This is a genomic window from Actinomadura atramentaria DSM 43919 (assembly GCF_000381885.1).
Taxonomy (GTDB): domain Bacteria; phylum Actinomycetota; class Actinomycetes; order Streptosporangiales; family Streptosporangiaceae; genus Spirillospora; species Spirillospora atramentaria.
Genome location: NZ_KB907211.1, coordinates 95,392 through 111,558 on the forward strand (window position 1 = coordinate 95,392; position 16,167 = coordinate 111,558).

Sequence of the window (16,167 nt, forward strand, 5' to 3'; positions counted from 1 at the left end):
GAAATCCGTGGGCGCACCGGCCGACTTCCAGAACGAGATCTACCTGGCCGGGCTGGGCGACGCCCGGCCGACCGCGCCCACCGACCTGACGAAGCTGGAGGACGCCGCGCGCGCCGTCCTGTCCGCCGACGCGTTCGGGTACGTGGCGGGCTCGGCGGGCAGCGAGTCCACCGCCCGCGCGAACCGGGCGGCGTTCGAGCGGTGGCGGATCGTGCCCCGGATGCTGCGGGACGTCTCCGCGCGCGACCTGTCCGTGGAGGTCTTCGGGCAGCGGATGCCCGCGCCCGTCCTGCTCGCGCCGCTGGGCGTCCAGTCGATCTTCCACCCGGACGGGGAGCTGGCCACCGCCCGCGCCGCCGCGTCGGTGGGCGTGACGAGCGTCCTCAGCACGGCGTCGTCGTTCGCGATGGAGGACGTCGCCGAGGCCGCCGGGGACGGCCCGCGCTGGTACCAGCTCTACTGGCCCAAGGACCGCGAGCTGGCCGCCAGCTTCCTGGAGCGCGCGAAGGCCGCCGGGTACACCGCGCTCGTCGTCACCCTCGACACGTTCACGCTCGCGTGGCGGCCCCGCGACCTGGACCGCGCGTACCTGCCGTTCCTGCGCGGCATCGGCGTCGCGAACTACTTCAGCGACCCGGTGTTCCAGCGGGCCGTGGGCGGGCCCGTCACCGACGAGAACCGCCCGACCGCCCTGCTGCACTGGGTCGCCAACTTCGGAAACCCCGCGCTGACCTGGGACGATCTGGCTTTCCTGCGCGAGCACTGGGACGGCCCGATCGCGCTCAAGGGCATCCAGCACCCCGACGACGCGCGCCGCGCCGCCGACGCCGGGATGGACGGCGTGATCGTCTCCAACCACGGCGGCCGCCAGGTGGACGGCGCGGTCGCCTCCCTGGACGCGCTGCCGCCGATCGCGGACGCGGTGGGGGACCGGCTGACCGTCCTGTTCGACAGCGGCGTCCGCACCGGATCGGACGTCCTCAAGGCGCTCGCGCTCGGCGCGAAGGCCGTGCTGGTCGGCCGCCCGTTCGCGTACGGCCTCGCGCTCGGCGGCGAGGCGGGCGTCCGGCACGTCCTGCGCTGCCTGCTGGCCGACCTGGAGCTGAACCTGGCGCTCGCCGGGCTCACCGGCCCCGGTGACGCCACGCTGGACGCGCTCGCGGCCCCCTGACATTTGTCACGGGCCGCCCCCGCGAACCTCACGCCGGGTTCCTGACGGCCGTGACTGCCCCCGCGCGCCCCCGGCGGGAAGCATGGAGGGCATGAGGGGACATGTGATCGAGGTACGCGACCTGGAGGTCCGCGCCGGGGAGGACGAGACCGTCCGCGGTGTCTCGTTCGCCCTCGCCGCGGGGGAGATCGGCGCGCTGCGGGGGCCGGGCGCGCGGGCGGTGCTGGAGGCCGCGGCGGGCGTCCGGCGGCCCGCCGCCGGGACGGTCCGCGTCGCGGGCGGCGACCCGTACGCCCGGCCGGACGAGGTCCGCGCCGGGGCGGTCTGGCGGGACGGCGGCCTGTTCCCGGGCCTGACCGTCGCGGAGGTCGTCGACACCTGGCGGCGCTGGACGCTGGACCCGCTCGGCCGGGACGAGGCGCTGCGCCGGACGGGCCTGGCGGGCGCGGCGGGCGTCCCGTTCGAGCGGCTGACCGCGCTGCAGCGGCGGCTGCTGGACCTGGCGCTGGCGCTCGTCGGCCGGTCCGACGCGCTGTTCCTGGAGGAGCCGACGGCGGGCCTGGGCGCGGGCGACGCCGACCGCGTCTGGTCGGTGCTGCGGTTCGCCGCCGAGCACGGCGTGACGGTGCTGGCGACGGTCCGCGACGAGGCCGAGGCGGCGCGCGCGGACCGCTCCGGGCGGCTGCGCGACGGGCGGCTCGTCCCGGACGCGCGCGGGGCGGGGCTGCGCGCCGCCTGAGCCCGTCCGAACCCGGCCATCGGTGACATACGCTGAGGAATCCCATCATGCGAGCAGAGGCGGGCAGCCGGGTGCAGCCGAGGATTCCGCGGCCGACCGTCATCGCCGCGATCCTCGTGGCGCTGACGCAGCTCACGATGGCCGGGCTGCTCGCCCCCGCCCTGTGGAACGAGGTGTCGGGGCGCGGCGACCTCGGCCGGGCGCTGGTCGCCGTCGCGCTGCTCGCCGCCGTGTTCGTCCTGTACGGGCGGCTGCTGTGGCAGAACCTGCTGCGCCGCGCCGCGCCCGCGCACGTCGCCGGGCTCGCGCTGATCACCGTCGCGTGCTGGCTGCTGCCCGCGCTGCTCGGCGCGTCGGCGGGCTGGGGGAACGCGCTGATCGCGCCCGCCGGGCTGTTCGCGGTCGTGCTGCCGGTGCGGGCGGCGACGGCGGTCACGGCCGTCGCGGCGGTCGCCGCCCCCGTGTACGGGCTCGCGCTCGGGCAGCCGGTGCTGGCCGTCGTCTACGCGGTCGTGGCGATCCCGATCACGGCGTTCTCCGGGTACGCGACCGTCTGGCTGTTCCACGTCGTGCAGGAGCTCGCGGACGTGCGCGCCGAGCTGGCCCGGTCGGCGGTCGGGGAGGAGCGGCTGCGGTTCGCCCGCGACCTGCACGACGTCCTCGGGCACAGCCTCCAGGCCGTCGCGCTGCGCGCCGAGGTCGCCGAGCGGTTCCTGGAGCGCGACGCCGGGCGCGTCCGCAAGGAGCTGGCGGAGATCCAGACGATGGCGCGCGACGCGGTCCGCGACGTCCGGGAGGTCGTGCGCGGCTACCGGCGGACGTCGCTGCGCGGCGAACTGGACGGCGTCTCGGCGGTGCTGCGCGCGGCGGGCATCCGCTGCGAGCGGCCCGAGGTCGGCGCGGACCTGCCCGCGCACGTCCACGAACCGCTCGGCTGGGTCGCGCGCGAGTCCGCGACGAACGTGCTGCGCCACTCCAGCGCCACGTGGTGCCTGATCACGGTCTGGGCGGACGACGCGCGGGTGTGGCTGGAGATCGTCAACGACGGGGCCGCCCGCCGGACGCACGGCGAGGGCACCGGCCTGTCCGGCCTCGCCGAGCGCGTCGCGGCCGCGGGCGGCGAGTTCACCGCCGGGCCGGTGGGCGACGGAACGTTCCGGGTCGCCGCCGCCGTCCCGAAGGGAGAGGCATGATCAAGGTCCTGCTGGCCGACGACCACCTCCTGATCCGGGAGGCGCTGGTGCTCCTGCTGGAGACCGAGGACGGCATCGAGGTCGTCGCGGACGTCGGCCGGGGCGACGAGGCGGTGGACCGGGCGCTGGCCCTCAAACCGGACGTCGCCGTCCTGGACATCGACATGCCCGGCCTGGACGGGCTCGCCGCCGCCGAGCGGCTGGCGCGGGACCTGCCGACGTGCCGCCTGGTGATCGTCACCGCGCACGGCCGGCCGGGCAACCTGCGCCGCGCGATGGGCGCGGGCGTGCGCGGGTTCCTCGGCAAGGACGCGCCGGGCGCGCGGCTGGCGGAGGTGATCCGGCAGGTGGCGGGCGGCGCGCGGTACATCGACCCGCAGCTCGCGGCGGACGCGCTGGCGGCGGAGGAGTGCCCGCTGACGCCGCGCGAGCTGGATGCGCTGCGCGCGGCGGCGGACGGGGCGCCGGTCGCGCGGATCGCGCGGGCGCTGGGGCTGTCGGAGGGGACGGTCCGCAACTACCTGTCGTCGGCCGTCACGAAGCTGGGGGTGGACAACCGGCACGGCGCGGTGCGGGCCGCGCGGGAGGCCGGGTGGCTCTGAGGGTCAGACGGGGTGGTTCGCCGGGGCGTGGGACCGCTCCAATTCAAGGACGTCCAGGACCGTTCCCGCGGGGTCGAGCGCTTCGATGAGCGGCGCGCGCCGCGCCGACCACACGACGGCGACGTGCCCGTGCGCCGGGACGGGCAGCAGCCGCGGCCCCACCCGGATCTGCGCGACCTCGGCGGCGACGCGCAGCCGCACCTGGTTGACGTACTTCGCGCCCCACGGCAGCAGCCGGTCGGCGTTGCGGACCGTCCGGCCGGTCCCGTAGCGGCGAAGGTGGCGGCCCAGTTCGGCGGCCGTGCGGCGGGCCAGCGGCTCGGCGGGCGCGGCCCCGCCCCCGCCGCCGAGGGCGAGCCACTCGCCGTTGCGGCGGTGGAAGGTCCAGCCGTCGATGAAGCCCTCGCCGAGGGTTCCGGTGTCCTCCAGGGTCAGGACGGCGACGACGGCGACGTCGCCGTTGACGTCCACGGCGAGCGGCAGGAACGACCGGTCCGCGACCGGCGCCTCAACGGCGTCGGGCAGGCCGTCGCGGAGGAGGCGCAGACACTCCTCGTTCACCTCATGATCGTTCATGATCCCGGACCTCTGTCTTCACTGGGCAGGACGACGGCACCGCGAGCGCGGAACCATCGGCGCACATACTCTAAAGGTCCGGCTCGTGAGGTTTTGCGCAGACGGTCGTTCTCTTCCCGTTCAACCGGTATCAATCTCGTGGCGGTGCGGAAAGCTTCGGTGAAATCGCTGGTGAGAGGGCTCGGAAGGCCAGTGCGGCGCACAGTGCGGACAGCGGGATTTCAGCCCCGACGGCGAGGGCGACGGCGACCGTCCGGTCGGCTCCCGGAGCGGCGGTCGTGACGTCGAACCAGGCGTCCATCGCGAGCAGCGCGGCGGTCGCGGCGGCGGTCAGGCCGTGGCGCGGATCACCCCGCCGCAGCAGCAGCCCGGTGGCGACGAAACCGGCGGCCATCGCCAGGTCCAGGCCGACCCACGCGGTGGACCAGTTGGACACCTCGGCCGTCGCCGGCAGCCGTGCCGCGAGGAAGCAGACCCACGGGACGAGCGCCGCGCCCGCGCCCGTCAGGACCCACGGCAGGTGGCCCCGCGCGGTGAGCGGACGGGTCCGGAACAGGGGCCGGGCGGTGGGCGCGCTGCTGATCATGTCGTGCTCCCTTCGGTGGTCTGGTCCCCAGCCTTCCGCCGCGCGCCGTCGATGTCGGTAACGCGGCTTTCCGACCGGGGGTGGCACTAGGTACACCCCCGCCCTGGAAGTCGCTGCATGGTGGGGGTTCGTCCCGGCCTCTAGGGTTTCCGGCATGGTCTCCCCGCCCGCCCGGTCGCTGCGGGCGCACGCCCCCTGGACGCGCGCCGCGTGGCGGGACACGGCGTTCGCCCTGTCCGGCGCGCCGCTGCACGCCGCGTGCTGGGCGATCCTCGTCCTGCCGTGGACCGTGTGGGTGCCCGTCGACACGCTGTCGGTGCTCGGCGTCCTCGCCGCGACGTTCCTGGCCGTCCTCGCGCTGGCGCGTCCGCTGACCCGCGCGCACCGCGAGCGCGCGTGGGCGGTGCTCGGCGCGGACGTGCCCGAGCCGCCGCCCCGGCCCGGCGGCGTACTGCGCGGCCCGCTGCGGGCGCTGCGCACCGAGGACCTGTGGCGCGAGCTGCGCTACCACCTGCTCGTCGGCCCGCTGCTCGGCGCGGCCGCCGCGCTGCTCGCGCTCGCCTGGGCGGGCGGCGCCGGCCTGGCCGCGTACGCCCTGTACGCGTGGAAGCTCCCGAACGCCGACCCGCTCGACATCGGCGCGCACGCCGGGACGCTCGCCCGGTTCACCGTCAGCCTCGGCTCCCACACCGTCCGCACCGCCGTGCTGACCGCCGCCGGGCTGGCGCTGCTGGCCGCCGCGCCGTGGGCCGCCGCCGCCGTCCGGCGGCTGGACCTGCGGGCCATGCGCGCGCTGCTCGGCCCCGACCGCGCCCGCGAGCTGGAACGCCGCGTCGAGGACCTGGCGGGCAAGCGCGCCGACGTCGTGGACGCCGCCGACCTGGAGCGCCGCCGCATCGAGCGCGACCTCCACGACGGCGCGCAGCAGCGGCTGGTGTCGCTGGCCATGAACCTCGGGCTGGCCCGCGAGACGCTGACCGGCGTCCCCGAGCCCGCGATGCGCGTGATCGTCGAGGCGCACGAGGAGGCCAAGGCGGCGCTGACCGAGCTGCGCGGCCTGATCCGCGGCCTGCACCCGGCCGTCCTGGAGGACCGGGGCCTGGACGCGGCGCTGTCGGGCGTCGCGGCGCGCGTCCCGCTGCCGGTGCGGCTGCGGGTGGACGTGCCCGAGCGGGTCGCCGCGACCGTCGAGGCCGTCGCCTACTTCGTCGTGTCCGAGGCGCTGACCAACGTCGTGAAGCACGCGGGCGCGGCGTCGGTGGAGGTCGAGGTCGTCCGGGACGGCCCGGCGCTGCGCGTCCGCGTCGCCGACGACGGCGCGGGCGGCGCGGACCCGGCGCGCGGCACCGGGCTGACCGGCCTCGCCCGCCGCGTCCGGTCCGTGGACGGGACGTTCCGCATCGTGAGTCCCCCCGGCGGCCCGACCGCCCTGACCGTGGAGCTGCCGTGCGCGTTGTGATCGCCGAGGACTCGGTTCTGCTGCGGGCCGGGCTGATCAAGCTGCTGGAGACGTCCGGGTTCGAGGTCGTCGCGGCGGTGGGGGAGGCCGACGGGCTGCTGGCCGCCGTCGCCGAGCACCGGCCCGACCTGGCCGTCGTGGACGTGCGGATGCCGCCGGGCTACACCGACGAGGGCGTCCGCGCCGCGCTGGTGATCCGCCGCGAGTCGCCGGGCGTCGCGGTGCTGCTGCTGTCGCAGTACGTGGAGGAGAGGTACGCCGCCGACCTGCTGTCGGAGCACACGAGCGGGATCGGCTACCTGCTGAAGGACCGCGTCGCGGACGTCTCGGCGTTCCTCGACGCGCTGCGCCGCGTCGCCGCCGGGGGCACCGCGCTGGACCCGGAGGTCGTCGCGCAGCTCCTGCTGCGCCGCAACGCCGACCCGCTCGGCCGGCTCACGCCCCGCGAGCGCGACGTGCTGGCGCTGATGGCCGAGGGCCGGTCGAACGCGGGCATCGCGGGCGCGCTGACCGTCAGCGAGAGCGCGGTCGCCAAGCACATCAACAGCATCTTCACCAAGCTGGACCTGCCGCACGCGGAGGGCGACCACCGCCGCGTCCTGGCGGTGCTGCGGTTCCTGGACGGTGACGCGTGAGCGCCGGCCGGCCGCGGCGGCGCGGCGTGTGGCTGGCGCTGGCGGCGCTGACGGGCTGCGCGGTGGTGCTGCCCGCGTCGGCGGAGGCGGCGGGGCATCTGCTGCGGCAGACCGTCGAGGTGCCGGTGGCGTTCGACCGGCCGCCGCGCGAGGTCCGGCTGGACGCCGGGAACGCGCGGGTGTCGTTCGGCGCGGCGCGGGACGGGCGCGCCCGCGTCCACGAGCGGCTGACCTGGGCGCTGCGCCGTCCGGCGGTCCGGATGACGTGGTCCGGCGACGTCCTGTGGGTCAAGGTCGAGTGCGGCCACCGCGAGCGCATGACGCCGGGCCTGTCCTGCTCGGTCGCGCTGGACTTCCAGGTCCCCGCGGCGACGGCGGTGACGTCCACGTCCGCGGCGGGCGAGGTCGCGGTCCGCGGTCTGACCGGCCCGGTGGTCATGCGGACGCGCGGCGGTTCGCTGGACCTGGCCGACACGTCCGGGCCGGTGGACTTCGAGGCGGGCTCCGGGAATCTGCTGGCGCGGGGCCTGCGCGCGGCGCGCGTCAAGGCGCACGTCGGGTCGGGCGACGTCCGAATGGGGTTCGCGGGCGCGCCGGAGTCGGTGGACGCGCGGACCGGTTCGGGGGAGATCGAGGTTGCGGTGCCGCCCGGTTCGCACTACCGGTTGCGGGGCGAGACCGGATCGGGGGACCGGAACATCGACCAGGCCGTTCCGGACTCGAACGCGCCGGGGGTTCTGGACCTGTCGACCGGTTCGGGCTCGGTCGCGGTGCGGTACGCCGCGCCCGACGAGGGATTGTGACCCTCGTCATAACCCCAGGTCATCCGGCATGTACGGTTTGACGTTTTTTGTGCGGAGCGTGTTAACTCGTACGCATGACCGTCGCACGCCTCCGCCCGCCGTGCCGCTCCCGGATGCCCGGGACCGCCGCCGCGACGGCGCACGCGTGCCGAATGTGCGGGTGCTGAGGGCCCCCGTCCCGCCTCGCGCCCCGAAGCGAGCCGAACCGCACCGCGCCTCTGGACACCGCACGTGGAACTCGAACTGCACCGGCTGACGCACGCCCCGTATCCGCCGGGTCTCGCGTAGCCGCGCGCCGTCCAGCACCGCCCTCGTCCGCGCCGCCCGCCCGCGGCCCGCCTCCGCCGGGACAGATTTCCTGTGATTCAGATCGAGAAACTTCGCAAGGTCTACAAGACCCGCGGCCGAACCGTCGCCGCCGTCGACGGCGTCGACCTCGCGGTGGCCGCCGGAACGGTCCACGGCGTCCTCGGCCGCAGCGGCGCGGGCAAGAGCACCCTGCTGCGCTGCGTCAACCTGCTGGAACGCCCCGACTCCGGCCGCGTCCTGGTGGACGGCCGCGACCTGCTCGCCCTTCCGCGCGGCGAACTGCGCTGCGCCCGGCAGCGGATCGGGATGATCCACCAGCACTTCGGGCTGCTGTCCAGCCGGACCGTCGCCGGGAACGTCGCGTTCCCGCTGGAGGTCATGGGCGTCTCGCGCGCCGAGCGGGCCGCGCGCGTCGCCGAACTCCTCGACCTCGTCGGGCTGACCGACCACGCGGGCGCCTACCCCGCGCGGATCTCCGGCGGGCAGAAGCAGCGCGTCGGCATCGCCCGCGCGCTCGCCGGACGGCCGCACGTCCTGCTGTCGGACGAGGCGACGTCCGCGCTCGACCCCGAGACCACCGCGTCGATCCTGGAGCTGCTGCGCGACCTCAACCGGCGGCTCGGCCTCACGATCCTGCTGATCACGCACGAGATGGACGTCGTCCGGCGGATCTGCGACTCGGCGTCGGTGATGCGCGCGGGCCGGTTCACCGAGTCCGGGCCCGTCCGCGACCTGCTGCTGCGGCCCGGCTCGGAGCTGGCGCGCGGCCTGTTCCCGCTGCCCGACCCCGACCCGCGGCCCGGCACGACCGTCGTGGACGTGACGTTCGAGGGCGACGGGGCCGACCGCCCGTTCGTGTCCGCGCTCGCCCGCGCCCACGACATCGACGTCAACATCCTCGGCGGCTCCGTCGCGGAGGCGGGCGGCACCCGCATCGGGCGGCTCCGCGTCGAGCTGCCCGGCGACCCCGCCGCCAACGCCGGGCCGCTGGCGTACCTGCGCGACGCGGGGCTGGCCTTCGAGACCCACACGCCGGAGGTGCGGGCATGACCTGGGACGAGATGGAGCCCCTGCTGCGCCAGGGAACACTCGAAACCTTGCAGATGACGTTCTGGTCGGCGCTGTTCACCGCCGTCGGCGGGCTGCTGCTCGGCGTCGTGCTCGTCGTCACCGACCGGGACGGGCTGCTGCCGCTCGCGCCCGTCAACGCCGTCGTCGGGCTGATCGTCAACATCGGGCGGGCGGTGCCGTTCATCATCCTGCTGATGGCGCTGATCCCCGTCACGACGGCCGTGGTCGGGACGTCCATCGGCACCACGGCGGCGATCATGCCGCTGACGATCGCGGCGATCCCGTTCTACGCACGGCTCGTCGAGACGTCTTTGCGGGAGGTCGAGCCGGGCACCGTCGCCGCCGCGCTGGCGCTCGGCGCGTCCCGCGTCCAGATCATCGGCAAGGTGCTGCTCCGCGAGGCCCGCGCGGGCCTCATCGCGGGGCTGACCGTCACCGTCATCGCGCTCATCGGCTACTCCGCGATGGCGGGCGCGATCGGCGGCGGCGGCCTCGGCGACCTCGCCAAACGCTACGGCTACCAGCGGTTCGAGACCGGGATGATGCTGATCATCGTCGTCCTGCTCGTCGTGCTGGTGGCGCTCGTCCAGATGCTCGGGGACTGGGCCGCCCGGCGGCTCGGCCACCGCTGAGTTCTTTGTCCCACCCGAAGAGAAAGGCACTTCTCGTGCTCCGCAAACTGACCGCCGTCGCCCTGTCCGCCGGGCTCCTGTTCGGCCTCGCCGCGTGCGGCGGATCGTCGGACGACGACGACACCCTCACCGTGGGGGCCACCTCGGTCCCGCACGCCGAGATCCTGAACTACGTCAAGGACAACCTCGCCGCCAAGGCCGGCATCAAGCTGGAGGTGAAGGAGTTCAGCGAGTACGAGCAGCTCAACCCGGCCCTGGCCGACAAGCAGCTCGACGCGAACTACTTCCAGCACAAGCCGTACCTGGACGAGTCGAACCAGAAGACCGGCGAGAAGCTGGTGTTCGTCGCCGGAATCCACCTCGAGCCGCTCGGCGTCTACTCCAAGAAGGTCAAGAGCCTTTCCGAGCTGAAGCAGGGCGCGACGGTCTCGCTGCCGAGCGACCCGACGAACGAGGGCCGCGCGCTGAAGCTCCTCGCGGACAACGGCCTGATCACCCTGAAGGACGGCGCGGGCCAGACCGCGACCGAGAAGGACGTCGCGACGAACCCGAAGGGCATCAAGTTCCGCCCGACCGACGCCGCGTCGCTCCCGCGCCAGCTCGGCGACGTGGACGCCTCCGTCATCAACGGCAACTACGCCCTCGAGGCCAGGCTGAACCCGGCCAAGGACGCGCTCGTCGCCGAGAAGACCGAGGGCAACCCGTACGTCAACGGCCTGGTCACCCGCCCCGGGGACGAGAACGACCCGAAGATCAAGAAGCTGGTCGAACTCCTGAAGAGCCCCGAGGTCAAGAAGTTCATCGAGGACAAGTACCAGGGCTCGGTCATCCCGGCCTGACCCGCAGCACGCGCGCGGCCCCGGCGGACTGTCCCGCCGGGGCCGCGCGCGTATCGGGCCGAAACCGGACTTCGCGTGCGCACGGGTCAACCAGGACACAATGGGGCGATGGACGGGCTGGAGTGGTGGCGGACCGGTGACGCGCGCTTCCCCGTCGCCGCCAACATGGACGGCTGCTGGGTGGTGCTGCGGCTCAACGGGTTCCCCGACCACCCGCTGTGGACGGTTTTCGTGGACGGCGCCGCCCGCTGGGACGCCGACGCGCTGCCGCCCGAGTGGGGCGCCCCGCTGGAAACGTCCGCGACCGCGCCCGACCCCGCGCTGGCCGCCCAGGTGCTCGCGCCCGTCCAGGGCTTCGCGGTCTACGGCAGCGAGGTCGGCGAACCTTGCGACGACCCGGTCTGCTGCCCGGTCTGAAAAGGAAAGCAGGGCGTAAATCGCCTTGGTCCGGTCACGGGGTGTTCGTCGTTTCGGCGGGATTTGTCGGGCGGAACTGGTAGGACGGTCCGGACGAAGATCCCCAGAGCCGACGAAAGGCCGGTTCGTCCATGCCCACCAGCACCCTGATCGGCGAGTACGCCGGACTGCCCGTCGCGGAGTTCGACGTCACGCGACTCCCGGCGTCCGCCGCCGAGCTCCCCGCCTACGTCAAACCGCTCCGCGGCACCGGCGGCCCCCTCCCGCCCGCCGCCGGGCACGCCTGGCGGCTGCGCGCCGAGTACGACCAGGCGGAGTACACCGAGGTCTGGGAAGCGTTCCTCGACACCGTCGACACGACTGAGGTCACCGCCCTGATCATCGGCTACTGGGGCATCTCGGCGGACGACGTCCCGCACCCCGCGCCGATGCTCGCCGAGGCCGCCGACCGGTTCCCGAACCTGCGCGCGCTCTTCCTCGGCGAGGTCCTCCAGGAAGAGGACGAGATCTCCTGGATCGAGCACGAGGACATCACCTCCCTGATCACCGCGTTCCCGGCGCTCGAACGGCTGGACGTCCGCGGCTCCGAGGGCCTCGGCTTCGACCCGATCACGAGCACCGCGCTGCGCACGCTGCGCCTGGAGAGCGGCGGCCTGCCGCGCGGGATCGTCGAATCCGTCGCGGCCAGCGAGCTGCCCGCGCTGGAGCACCTCGACCTGTGGCTCGGCGTCGAGCACTACGGCGGCGACACCACCGTCGCGGACCTCGCCCCGTTCCTGGACGGCGCGCGCTTCCCCGCGCTGCGCCGCCTCGGCCTGGAGGACTCCCCGGCCGCGGACGAGATCGCCGCGGCCGTCGCGAGCGCCCCGGTCGTCGCGCGGCTGGAGTCGCTGAGCCTCGCCCTCGGCGCGCTGTCCGACGACGGCGCGGCGGCGCTGCTGTCCGGCCAGCCCCTCACCCACCTGCGGGAACTCGACCTGCACCACCACTTCATCAGCGAGCCGATGATGGAGCGCGTCCGCGCGGCGCTGCCCGGCGTCGCCGTCAATCTGGACGACCCGTACAGCCCGGACGTCTGGGACGACGCCGAGGACCGCTTCGTCGCGGTCTCCGAATAGGGGGTTGATCATGACCATCGGCCAACTGATGGACGAGTACGCCGGACTCCCCGTCGTGGACGTCGTGCCCGGCGAAGCGCTGCCCGCCGAGGAGGCACACGCGTTCCGCGTCCGGGCCGTCCGGCGCGGGCCGTCGTTCGCGGCGTCGCTCGCCGCGCTGCTCGACGGCGCCGACACCGCCCGCGTCACCGCGCTCGTGCTCGGCTACTGGGAGAACGGCGACTGGGACGGCGAGGACCCCGCCGACCTGCTCATCGCGGTCGCGGACCGCTTCCCGAACCTGACGTCGCTGTTCCTCAACGACGTCGTGTTCGAGGAACAGGAGATCTCCTGGATCAAGCTGGGCGACGTCACGCCGCTGATCAGCGCGTTCCCCGGCCTGGAGCGGTTCGACGTGCGCGGCTCGGACGGCCTGCGCGTCACCCCGTTCACGAGCGACCGCCTGCGCACGCTGCGGTTCGAGAGCGGCGGCCTGCCGCGCCGCGTCGTCGCGGACGTGCTGGCCTGCGAGCTGCCCGCGCTGGAGCACCTGGACCTGTGGCTCGGCGTGGACGAGTACGGCGGCGACGTCACGCCCCCCGACCTCGCGCCGCTCCTGAACGGCGAGCGGTTTCCGGCGTTGCGCCACCTCGGGCTGGAGGACTCCGAGATCGCGGACGAACTCGCGGCGGCGCTGACGGGCGCGCCCGTCGTCGCCCGGCTGGAGTCGCTGAGCCTCGCGCTCGGCGCGCTCACCGACGACGGCGCGGAAGCGCTGCTGGCCGGGCAACTGCTCACCCACCTGCGGGAACTCGACCTGCACCACCACTTCCTCACCGACGCGATGATGGACCGCGTCCGCGCCGCGCTGCCCGGGGTGGCCGTCGATCTCGACGACCAGCAGGAGCCGGACGACGACGGCGAGGAGACCTACTACTTCGTCGCGGCGGCGGAGTGACGCGCATGGACCTCTACGAGAACCTCGCCGAGTACGCGGGCCTGCCCGTCATCGACTTCTCGCCGGGCGACGGGCGGCCGCCCGCCGGGCACGCCGTCCGCGTCCGCTCCGAGTACGCGGGCGCGACCTACGCCGAGGCGTTCGAGGCGCTGCTGGACGAGACCGACACGGCGCGCCTCACCGCGCTCGTCGTCGGCTACTGGGACGCCGACCACGACGTCCGCGGCCACCCGACCGACCTGCTGGCCGAGGCCGCCGACGCGTTCCCGAACCTGCGGTCGGTGTTCCTCGGGGACGTGACGGTCGCGGAGTCGGAGATCTCCTGGATCGGGCACGTGGACATCACGCCGCTGTTCACGGAGTTCCCGGCCCTCGAACGGCTGGACGTGCGCGGCTCCGGCGGTCTGGCCTTCGACCCGCTCGCGCACGGCGCGTTGCGGACGTTGCGCTTCGAGTCCGGCGGGCTCCCGCCCGACGTCGTCCGCGCCCTCGGCGCCAGCGACCTGCCCGTCCTGGAGCACCTCGACCTGTGGCTCGGCGCCGAGGACTACGGCGGCGGCGTCACGGCCGCGGACCTCGCCCCGGTCCTGGACGGCCGGTTCCCGGCGCTGCGCCGCCTCGGCCTGGAGAACGCCGAGAACGCCGACGAACTCGCGGCGGCGCTGGCGGCCGCGCCGATCGCGGCGCGGCTGGAGTCGCTGAGCCTCGCCCTCGGCGCGCTCACCGACGCGGGGGCCGACGCCCTCGCCGCCCACGCGTTTCCCGCGTTGCGCCGACTCGACCTGCACCACCACTTCGTCGGCGAGGCGGCGGCGGAACGGCTCCGCGCGGCCCTGCCCGGCGCCGAGCTCGACCTGACCGACCGCATGGCCCCCGCCGAGATCATCGGCGGCGTGGCCGGCTACATCGCCGTCTCCGAATGACCACGGAAAGGCCCTCGTGACCATCTCGCGCTCGGCACGCTCACCGGCGACGGCGCGGAAACGCTGCTGTCCGGCCAGCCGCTCACGCACCTGCGGAAACCCGACCTGCACCACCACTTCCTGGACGACGCGATGACGGACCGCCTGCGCGCCGCGCTGCCCGGCGTCGAGATCGACCTCGACGACCAGGACACCGCGACCGAGGACGCCCCCCCGTTTCGTCGCCGTCTCCGAATGACCGAAAGGAATCATGCGCAACATGACCCACGGGATCGGTTTCGCCGGCCTCCCCGTCATCCAGTTCGTCCCCACGAGCGCCGACGAGCCCGGCCGCGCCGCCGACCCGCTCCCGGCGGCGGGCCACGCCCTCCGCGTCTCGACCGAGTTCGACGGCCCCGCGTTCGCGGACGTCTTCACCGAGTTCACCGAGGCCGTCGAGACGGCCGAGGTCGCCGCGCTGGTCCTCGGCTACTGGGGCGCGTCCTACGACAACGACGCCGCCGACCCGGTGAAGCTGCTGGTCGAGGCCGCCGACCGGTTCCCGAACCTGCGGTCGCTGTTCATCGGTGACATCGAAGGCGAGGAGCAGGAGATCTCCTGGATCGAGCACGGCGACCTGACGCCGCTGTTCGCCGCCTATCCGGAGCTGACGCGGCTGGAGGTCCGCGGCGCGTCCGGCCTGCGCCTCGACCCGGTCGCGCACAACGCGCTGCGCGAGTTGCGGATGGAGTCCGGCGGGCTGCCCGGCGCGGTCGTGCGCGGGCTCGCGGCGTCCGACCTGCCCGCGCTGGAGCACCTGGACCTGTGGCTCGGCACCGGCAACTACGGCGGCGACGCCACCGTCGCGGACCTCGCGCCGATCCTCGGCGGCGAGCGGTTTCCCGCGTTGCGGCACCTCGGCCTGGAGGACTCCGAAATCGCGGACGAGATCGCGGCGGCCGTCGCGGGCGCGGGCGTCGTGGCCCGCCTGGAGTCGCTGAGCCTGGCCCTCGGCGCGCTCACCGACGACGGCGCGGAAGCACTGCTCGCCGGCCAGCCCCTCACGCACCTCAAGAAACTCGACCTGCACCACCACTACCTCAGCGAGGAGATGATGGCCCGGGTCCGCGCCGCGCTGCCCGGCGTCGAGGTGGACCTGGACGAGCGGGAAGAGCCGTACGTCTTCGACGACGGCGAGGTCGCCCGTTTCATCGCCGTATCCGAATAGCCGAACGGACCCCCCATGACCTTCAACGACCACCTCGGCACGTACGCGGGACTTCCCGTGGCCGAGTTCTCCGACGTCCACGTGCCGGACGCCGGGAGCGAGCTGCCTCCGGCCGCCGGGCACGCCTGGCGCGTCCGCACCGACTTCGACGGAACCCCGTTCGAGGACGTGTGGGCGCGGTTCCTCGAAACCGTCGAGACATCCGCCGTCAGCGCGCTGATCATCGGCTACTGGGGCTTCCAGGACGCCGAACCGCCCGCCCTGACCGCGCTGCTCACCGAGTCCGCCGACCGGTTCCCGAACCTGCGGTCGCTGTTCGTCGGCGACATCGTCCTGGAGGAGTCCGAGGTCTCCTGGATCGAGCACGGCGACCTGACGCCGCTGTTCCCCGCGTTTCCGGAGCTGGAGCGGCTGGACGTGCGCGGTGCCGAAGGCTTGGCCTTCGAGCCGATCAAGAGCACCGCGCTGCGGACGCTGCGGCTGGAGACCGGCGGCCTGCCCGCCACCGTCGTCCGCTCCGTCGCGGCGTCCGACCTGCCCGCGCTGGAGCACCTGGACCTGTGGCTCGGCACCGAGGCGTACGGCGGCGACGCCACGGCCGCCGACCTCGCCCCGATCCTCAGCGGCGAGCGCCTGCCCGCGCTGCGGCACCTCGGCCTGGAGGACGCCGAGGACGCGGACGGCATCGCGGCGGCCGTCGCGGGCGCGCCCGTCGTCGCCCGGCTGGAGTCGCTGAGCCTCGCCCTCGGCGCGCTGTCGGACGCGGGAGCCGAGGCGCTGCTGTCCGGCCAGCCCCTCACGCATCTCAAGAAACTCGACCTCCACCATCATTTCCTCACCGACGTGGTGATGGACCGCCTCCGCACCGCGCTGCCCGGCATCGACATCAACCTGGACGACCGGTTCGATCCGGACGGCAGGCGCCGCTTCATCGCCGTCTCCGAATGACG

18 protein-coding genes are annotated in these 16,167 nt (G+C 74.3%); 16 read left to right on the forward strand and 2 right to left on the reverse strand.

Features of this window, described 5'->3' with window-relative positions; genetic code table 11:
• The first annotated feature begins 7 nt into the window (after positions 1–7).
• The 4 genes from G339_RS0110935 (at position 8) to G339_RS0110950 (ending at position 3,705) form a co-directional block, all read left to right on the forward strand.
• Positions 8–1,171 carry a lactate 2-monooxygenase gene (locus G339_RS0110935; protein WP_019631120.1) on the forward strand — a complete coding sequence of 388 codons (1,164 nt, stop codon included), beginning with the start codon at positions 8–10 and terminating at the stop codon, positions 1,169–1,171.
• 91 nt (positions 1,172–1,262) lie between these two features.
• A complete protein-coding gene (locus G339_RS0110940; RefSeq protein ID WP_026341339.1) occupies positions 1,263–1,910 on the forward strand; it encodes an ATP-binding cassette domain-containing protein in 648 nt (215 codons plus the stop codon).
• Positions 1,911–1,957: 47 nt separating this feature from the next.
• Complete coding sequence (locus G339_RS0110945; protein WP_157407506.1) at positions 1,958–3,103, forward strand: sensor histidine kinase; 1,146 nt, start codon at positions 1,958–1,960, stop codon at positions 3,101–3,103.
• Complete coding sequence (locus tag G339_RS0110950) at positions 3,100–3,705, forward strand: response regulator transcription factor (RefSeq protein ID WP_019631123.1); 606 nt, start codon at positions 3,100–3,102, stop codon at positions 3,703–3,705. Before G339_RS0110945 ends, G339_RS0110950 begins: the two co-directional genes overlap by 4 nt.
• Before the next feature lie 3 nt (positions 3,706–3,708).
• On the opposite strand, the gene G339_RS0110955 is transcribed toward G339_RS0110950, so the two are convergent.
• A complete protein-coding gene (locus tag G339_RS0110955) occupies positions 3,709–4,281 on the reverse strand; it encodes a hypothetical protein (RefSeq protein ID WP_157407508.1) in 573 nt (190 codons plus the stop codon).
• A 130-nt stretch (positions 4,282–4,411) separates the two neighbouring features.
• On the reverse strand, positions 4,412–4,867 hold the full coding sequence (locus G339_RS33250) for a hypothetical protein (RefSeq protein ID WP_019631125.1): 456 nt from the start codon (positions 4,865–4,867) through the stop codon (positions 4,412–4,414).
• A gap of 154 nt (positions 4,868–5,021) precedes the next feature.
• On the opposite strand from G339_RS33250, the gene G339_RS0110965 reads away from it, so the two are divergent.
• From G339_RS0110965 to G339_RS0111020, 12 genes are all read left to right on the forward strand, one after another.
• Complete coding sequence (locus G339_RS0110965) at positions 5,022–6,326, forward strand: sensor histidine kinase (RefSeq protein WP_019631126.1); 1,305 nt, start codon at positions 5,022–5,024, stop codon at positions 6,324–6,326.
• On the forward strand, positions 6,314–6,961 hold the full coding sequence (locus G339_RS0110970; RefSeq protein WP_026341341.1) for a response regulator transcription factor: 648 nt from the start codon (positions 6,314–6,316) through the stop codon (positions 6,959–6,961). Before G339_RS0110965 ends, G339_RS0110970 begins: the two co-directional genes overlap by 13 nt.
• The gene (locus G339_RS40835) at positions 6,958–7,764 is read left to right on the forward strand and encodes a DUF4097 family beta strand repeat-containing protein (RefSeq protein ID WP_019631128.1); all 807 of its coding nucleotides are present in this window, start codon (positions 6,958–6,960) and stop codon (positions 7,762–7,764) included. Before G339_RS0110970 ends, G339_RS40835 begins: the two co-directional genes overlap by 4 nt.
• A 360-nt stretch (positions 7,765–8,124) precedes the next feature.
• Entirely contained in the window at positions 8,125–9,123 is a 999-nt protein-coding gene (locus G339_RS33255; RefSeq protein WP_019631129.1) for a methionine ABC transporter ATP-binding protein, read from the forward strand.
• Positions 9,120–9,776: a methionine ABC transporter permease gene (locus G339_RS0110985; RefSeq protein ID WP_019631130.1), complete on the forward strand. Its 657-nt coding sequence runs from the start codon at positions 9,120–9,122 to the stop codon at positions 9,774–9,776. Before G339_RS33255 ends, G339_RS0110985 begins: the two co-directional genes overlap by 4 nt.
• 35 nt (positions 9,777–9,811) lie before the next feature.
• The gene (locus tag G339_RS0110990) at positions 9,812–10,615 is read left to right on the forward strand and encodes a MetQ/NlpA family ABC transporter substrate-binding protein (protein ID WP_019631131.1); all 804 of its coding nucleotides are present in this window, start codon (positions 9,812–9,814) and stop codon (positions 10,613–10,615) included.
• Positions 10,616–10,723: 108 nt separating this feature from the next.
• The gene (locus tag G339_RS0110995) at positions 10,724–11,032 is read left to right on the forward strand and encodes a hypothetical protein (protein ID WP_019631132.1); all 309 of its coding nucleotides are present in this window, start codon (positions 10,724–10,726) and stop codon (positions 11,030–11,032) included.
• Between the two features lie 131 nt (positions 11,033–11,163).
• The gene (locus G339_RS0111000) at positions 11,164–12,150 is read left to right on the forward strand and encodes an STM4015 family protein (RefSeq protein WP_019631133.1); all 987 of its coding nucleotides are present in this window, start codon (positions 11,164–11,166) and stop codon (positions 12,148–12,150) included.
• A gap of 10 nt (positions 12,151–12,160) precedes the next feature.
• Positions 12,161–13,087: an STM4015 family protein gene (locus G339_RS0111005; protein ID WP_026341342.1), complete on the forward strand. Its 927-nt coding sequence runs from the start codon at positions 12,161–12,163 to the stop codon at positions 13,085–13,087.
• Positions 13,088–13,092: 5 nt separating this feature from the next.
• Positions 13,093–14,010, forward strand: a complete 918-nt coding sequence (locus G339_RS0111010; protein WP_033322921.1) for an STM4015 family protein — start codon at positions 13,093–13,095, stop codon at positions 14,008–14,010.
• A gap of 250 nt (positions 14,011–14,260) precedes the next feature.
• Positions 14,261–15,217, forward strand: a complete 957-nt coding sequence (locus G339_RS0111015; RefSeq protein WP_019631136.1) for an STM4015 family protein — start codon at positions 14,261–14,263, stop codon at positions 15,215–15,217.
• Positions 15,218–15,232: 15 nt separating this feature from the next.
• Complete coding sequence (locus G339_RS0111020) at positions 15,233–16,165, forward strand: STM4015 family protein (protein ID WP_019631137.1); 933 nt, start codon at positions 15,233–15,235, stop codon at positions 16,163–16,165.
• Positions 16,166–16,167: the final 2 nt, after the last annotated feature.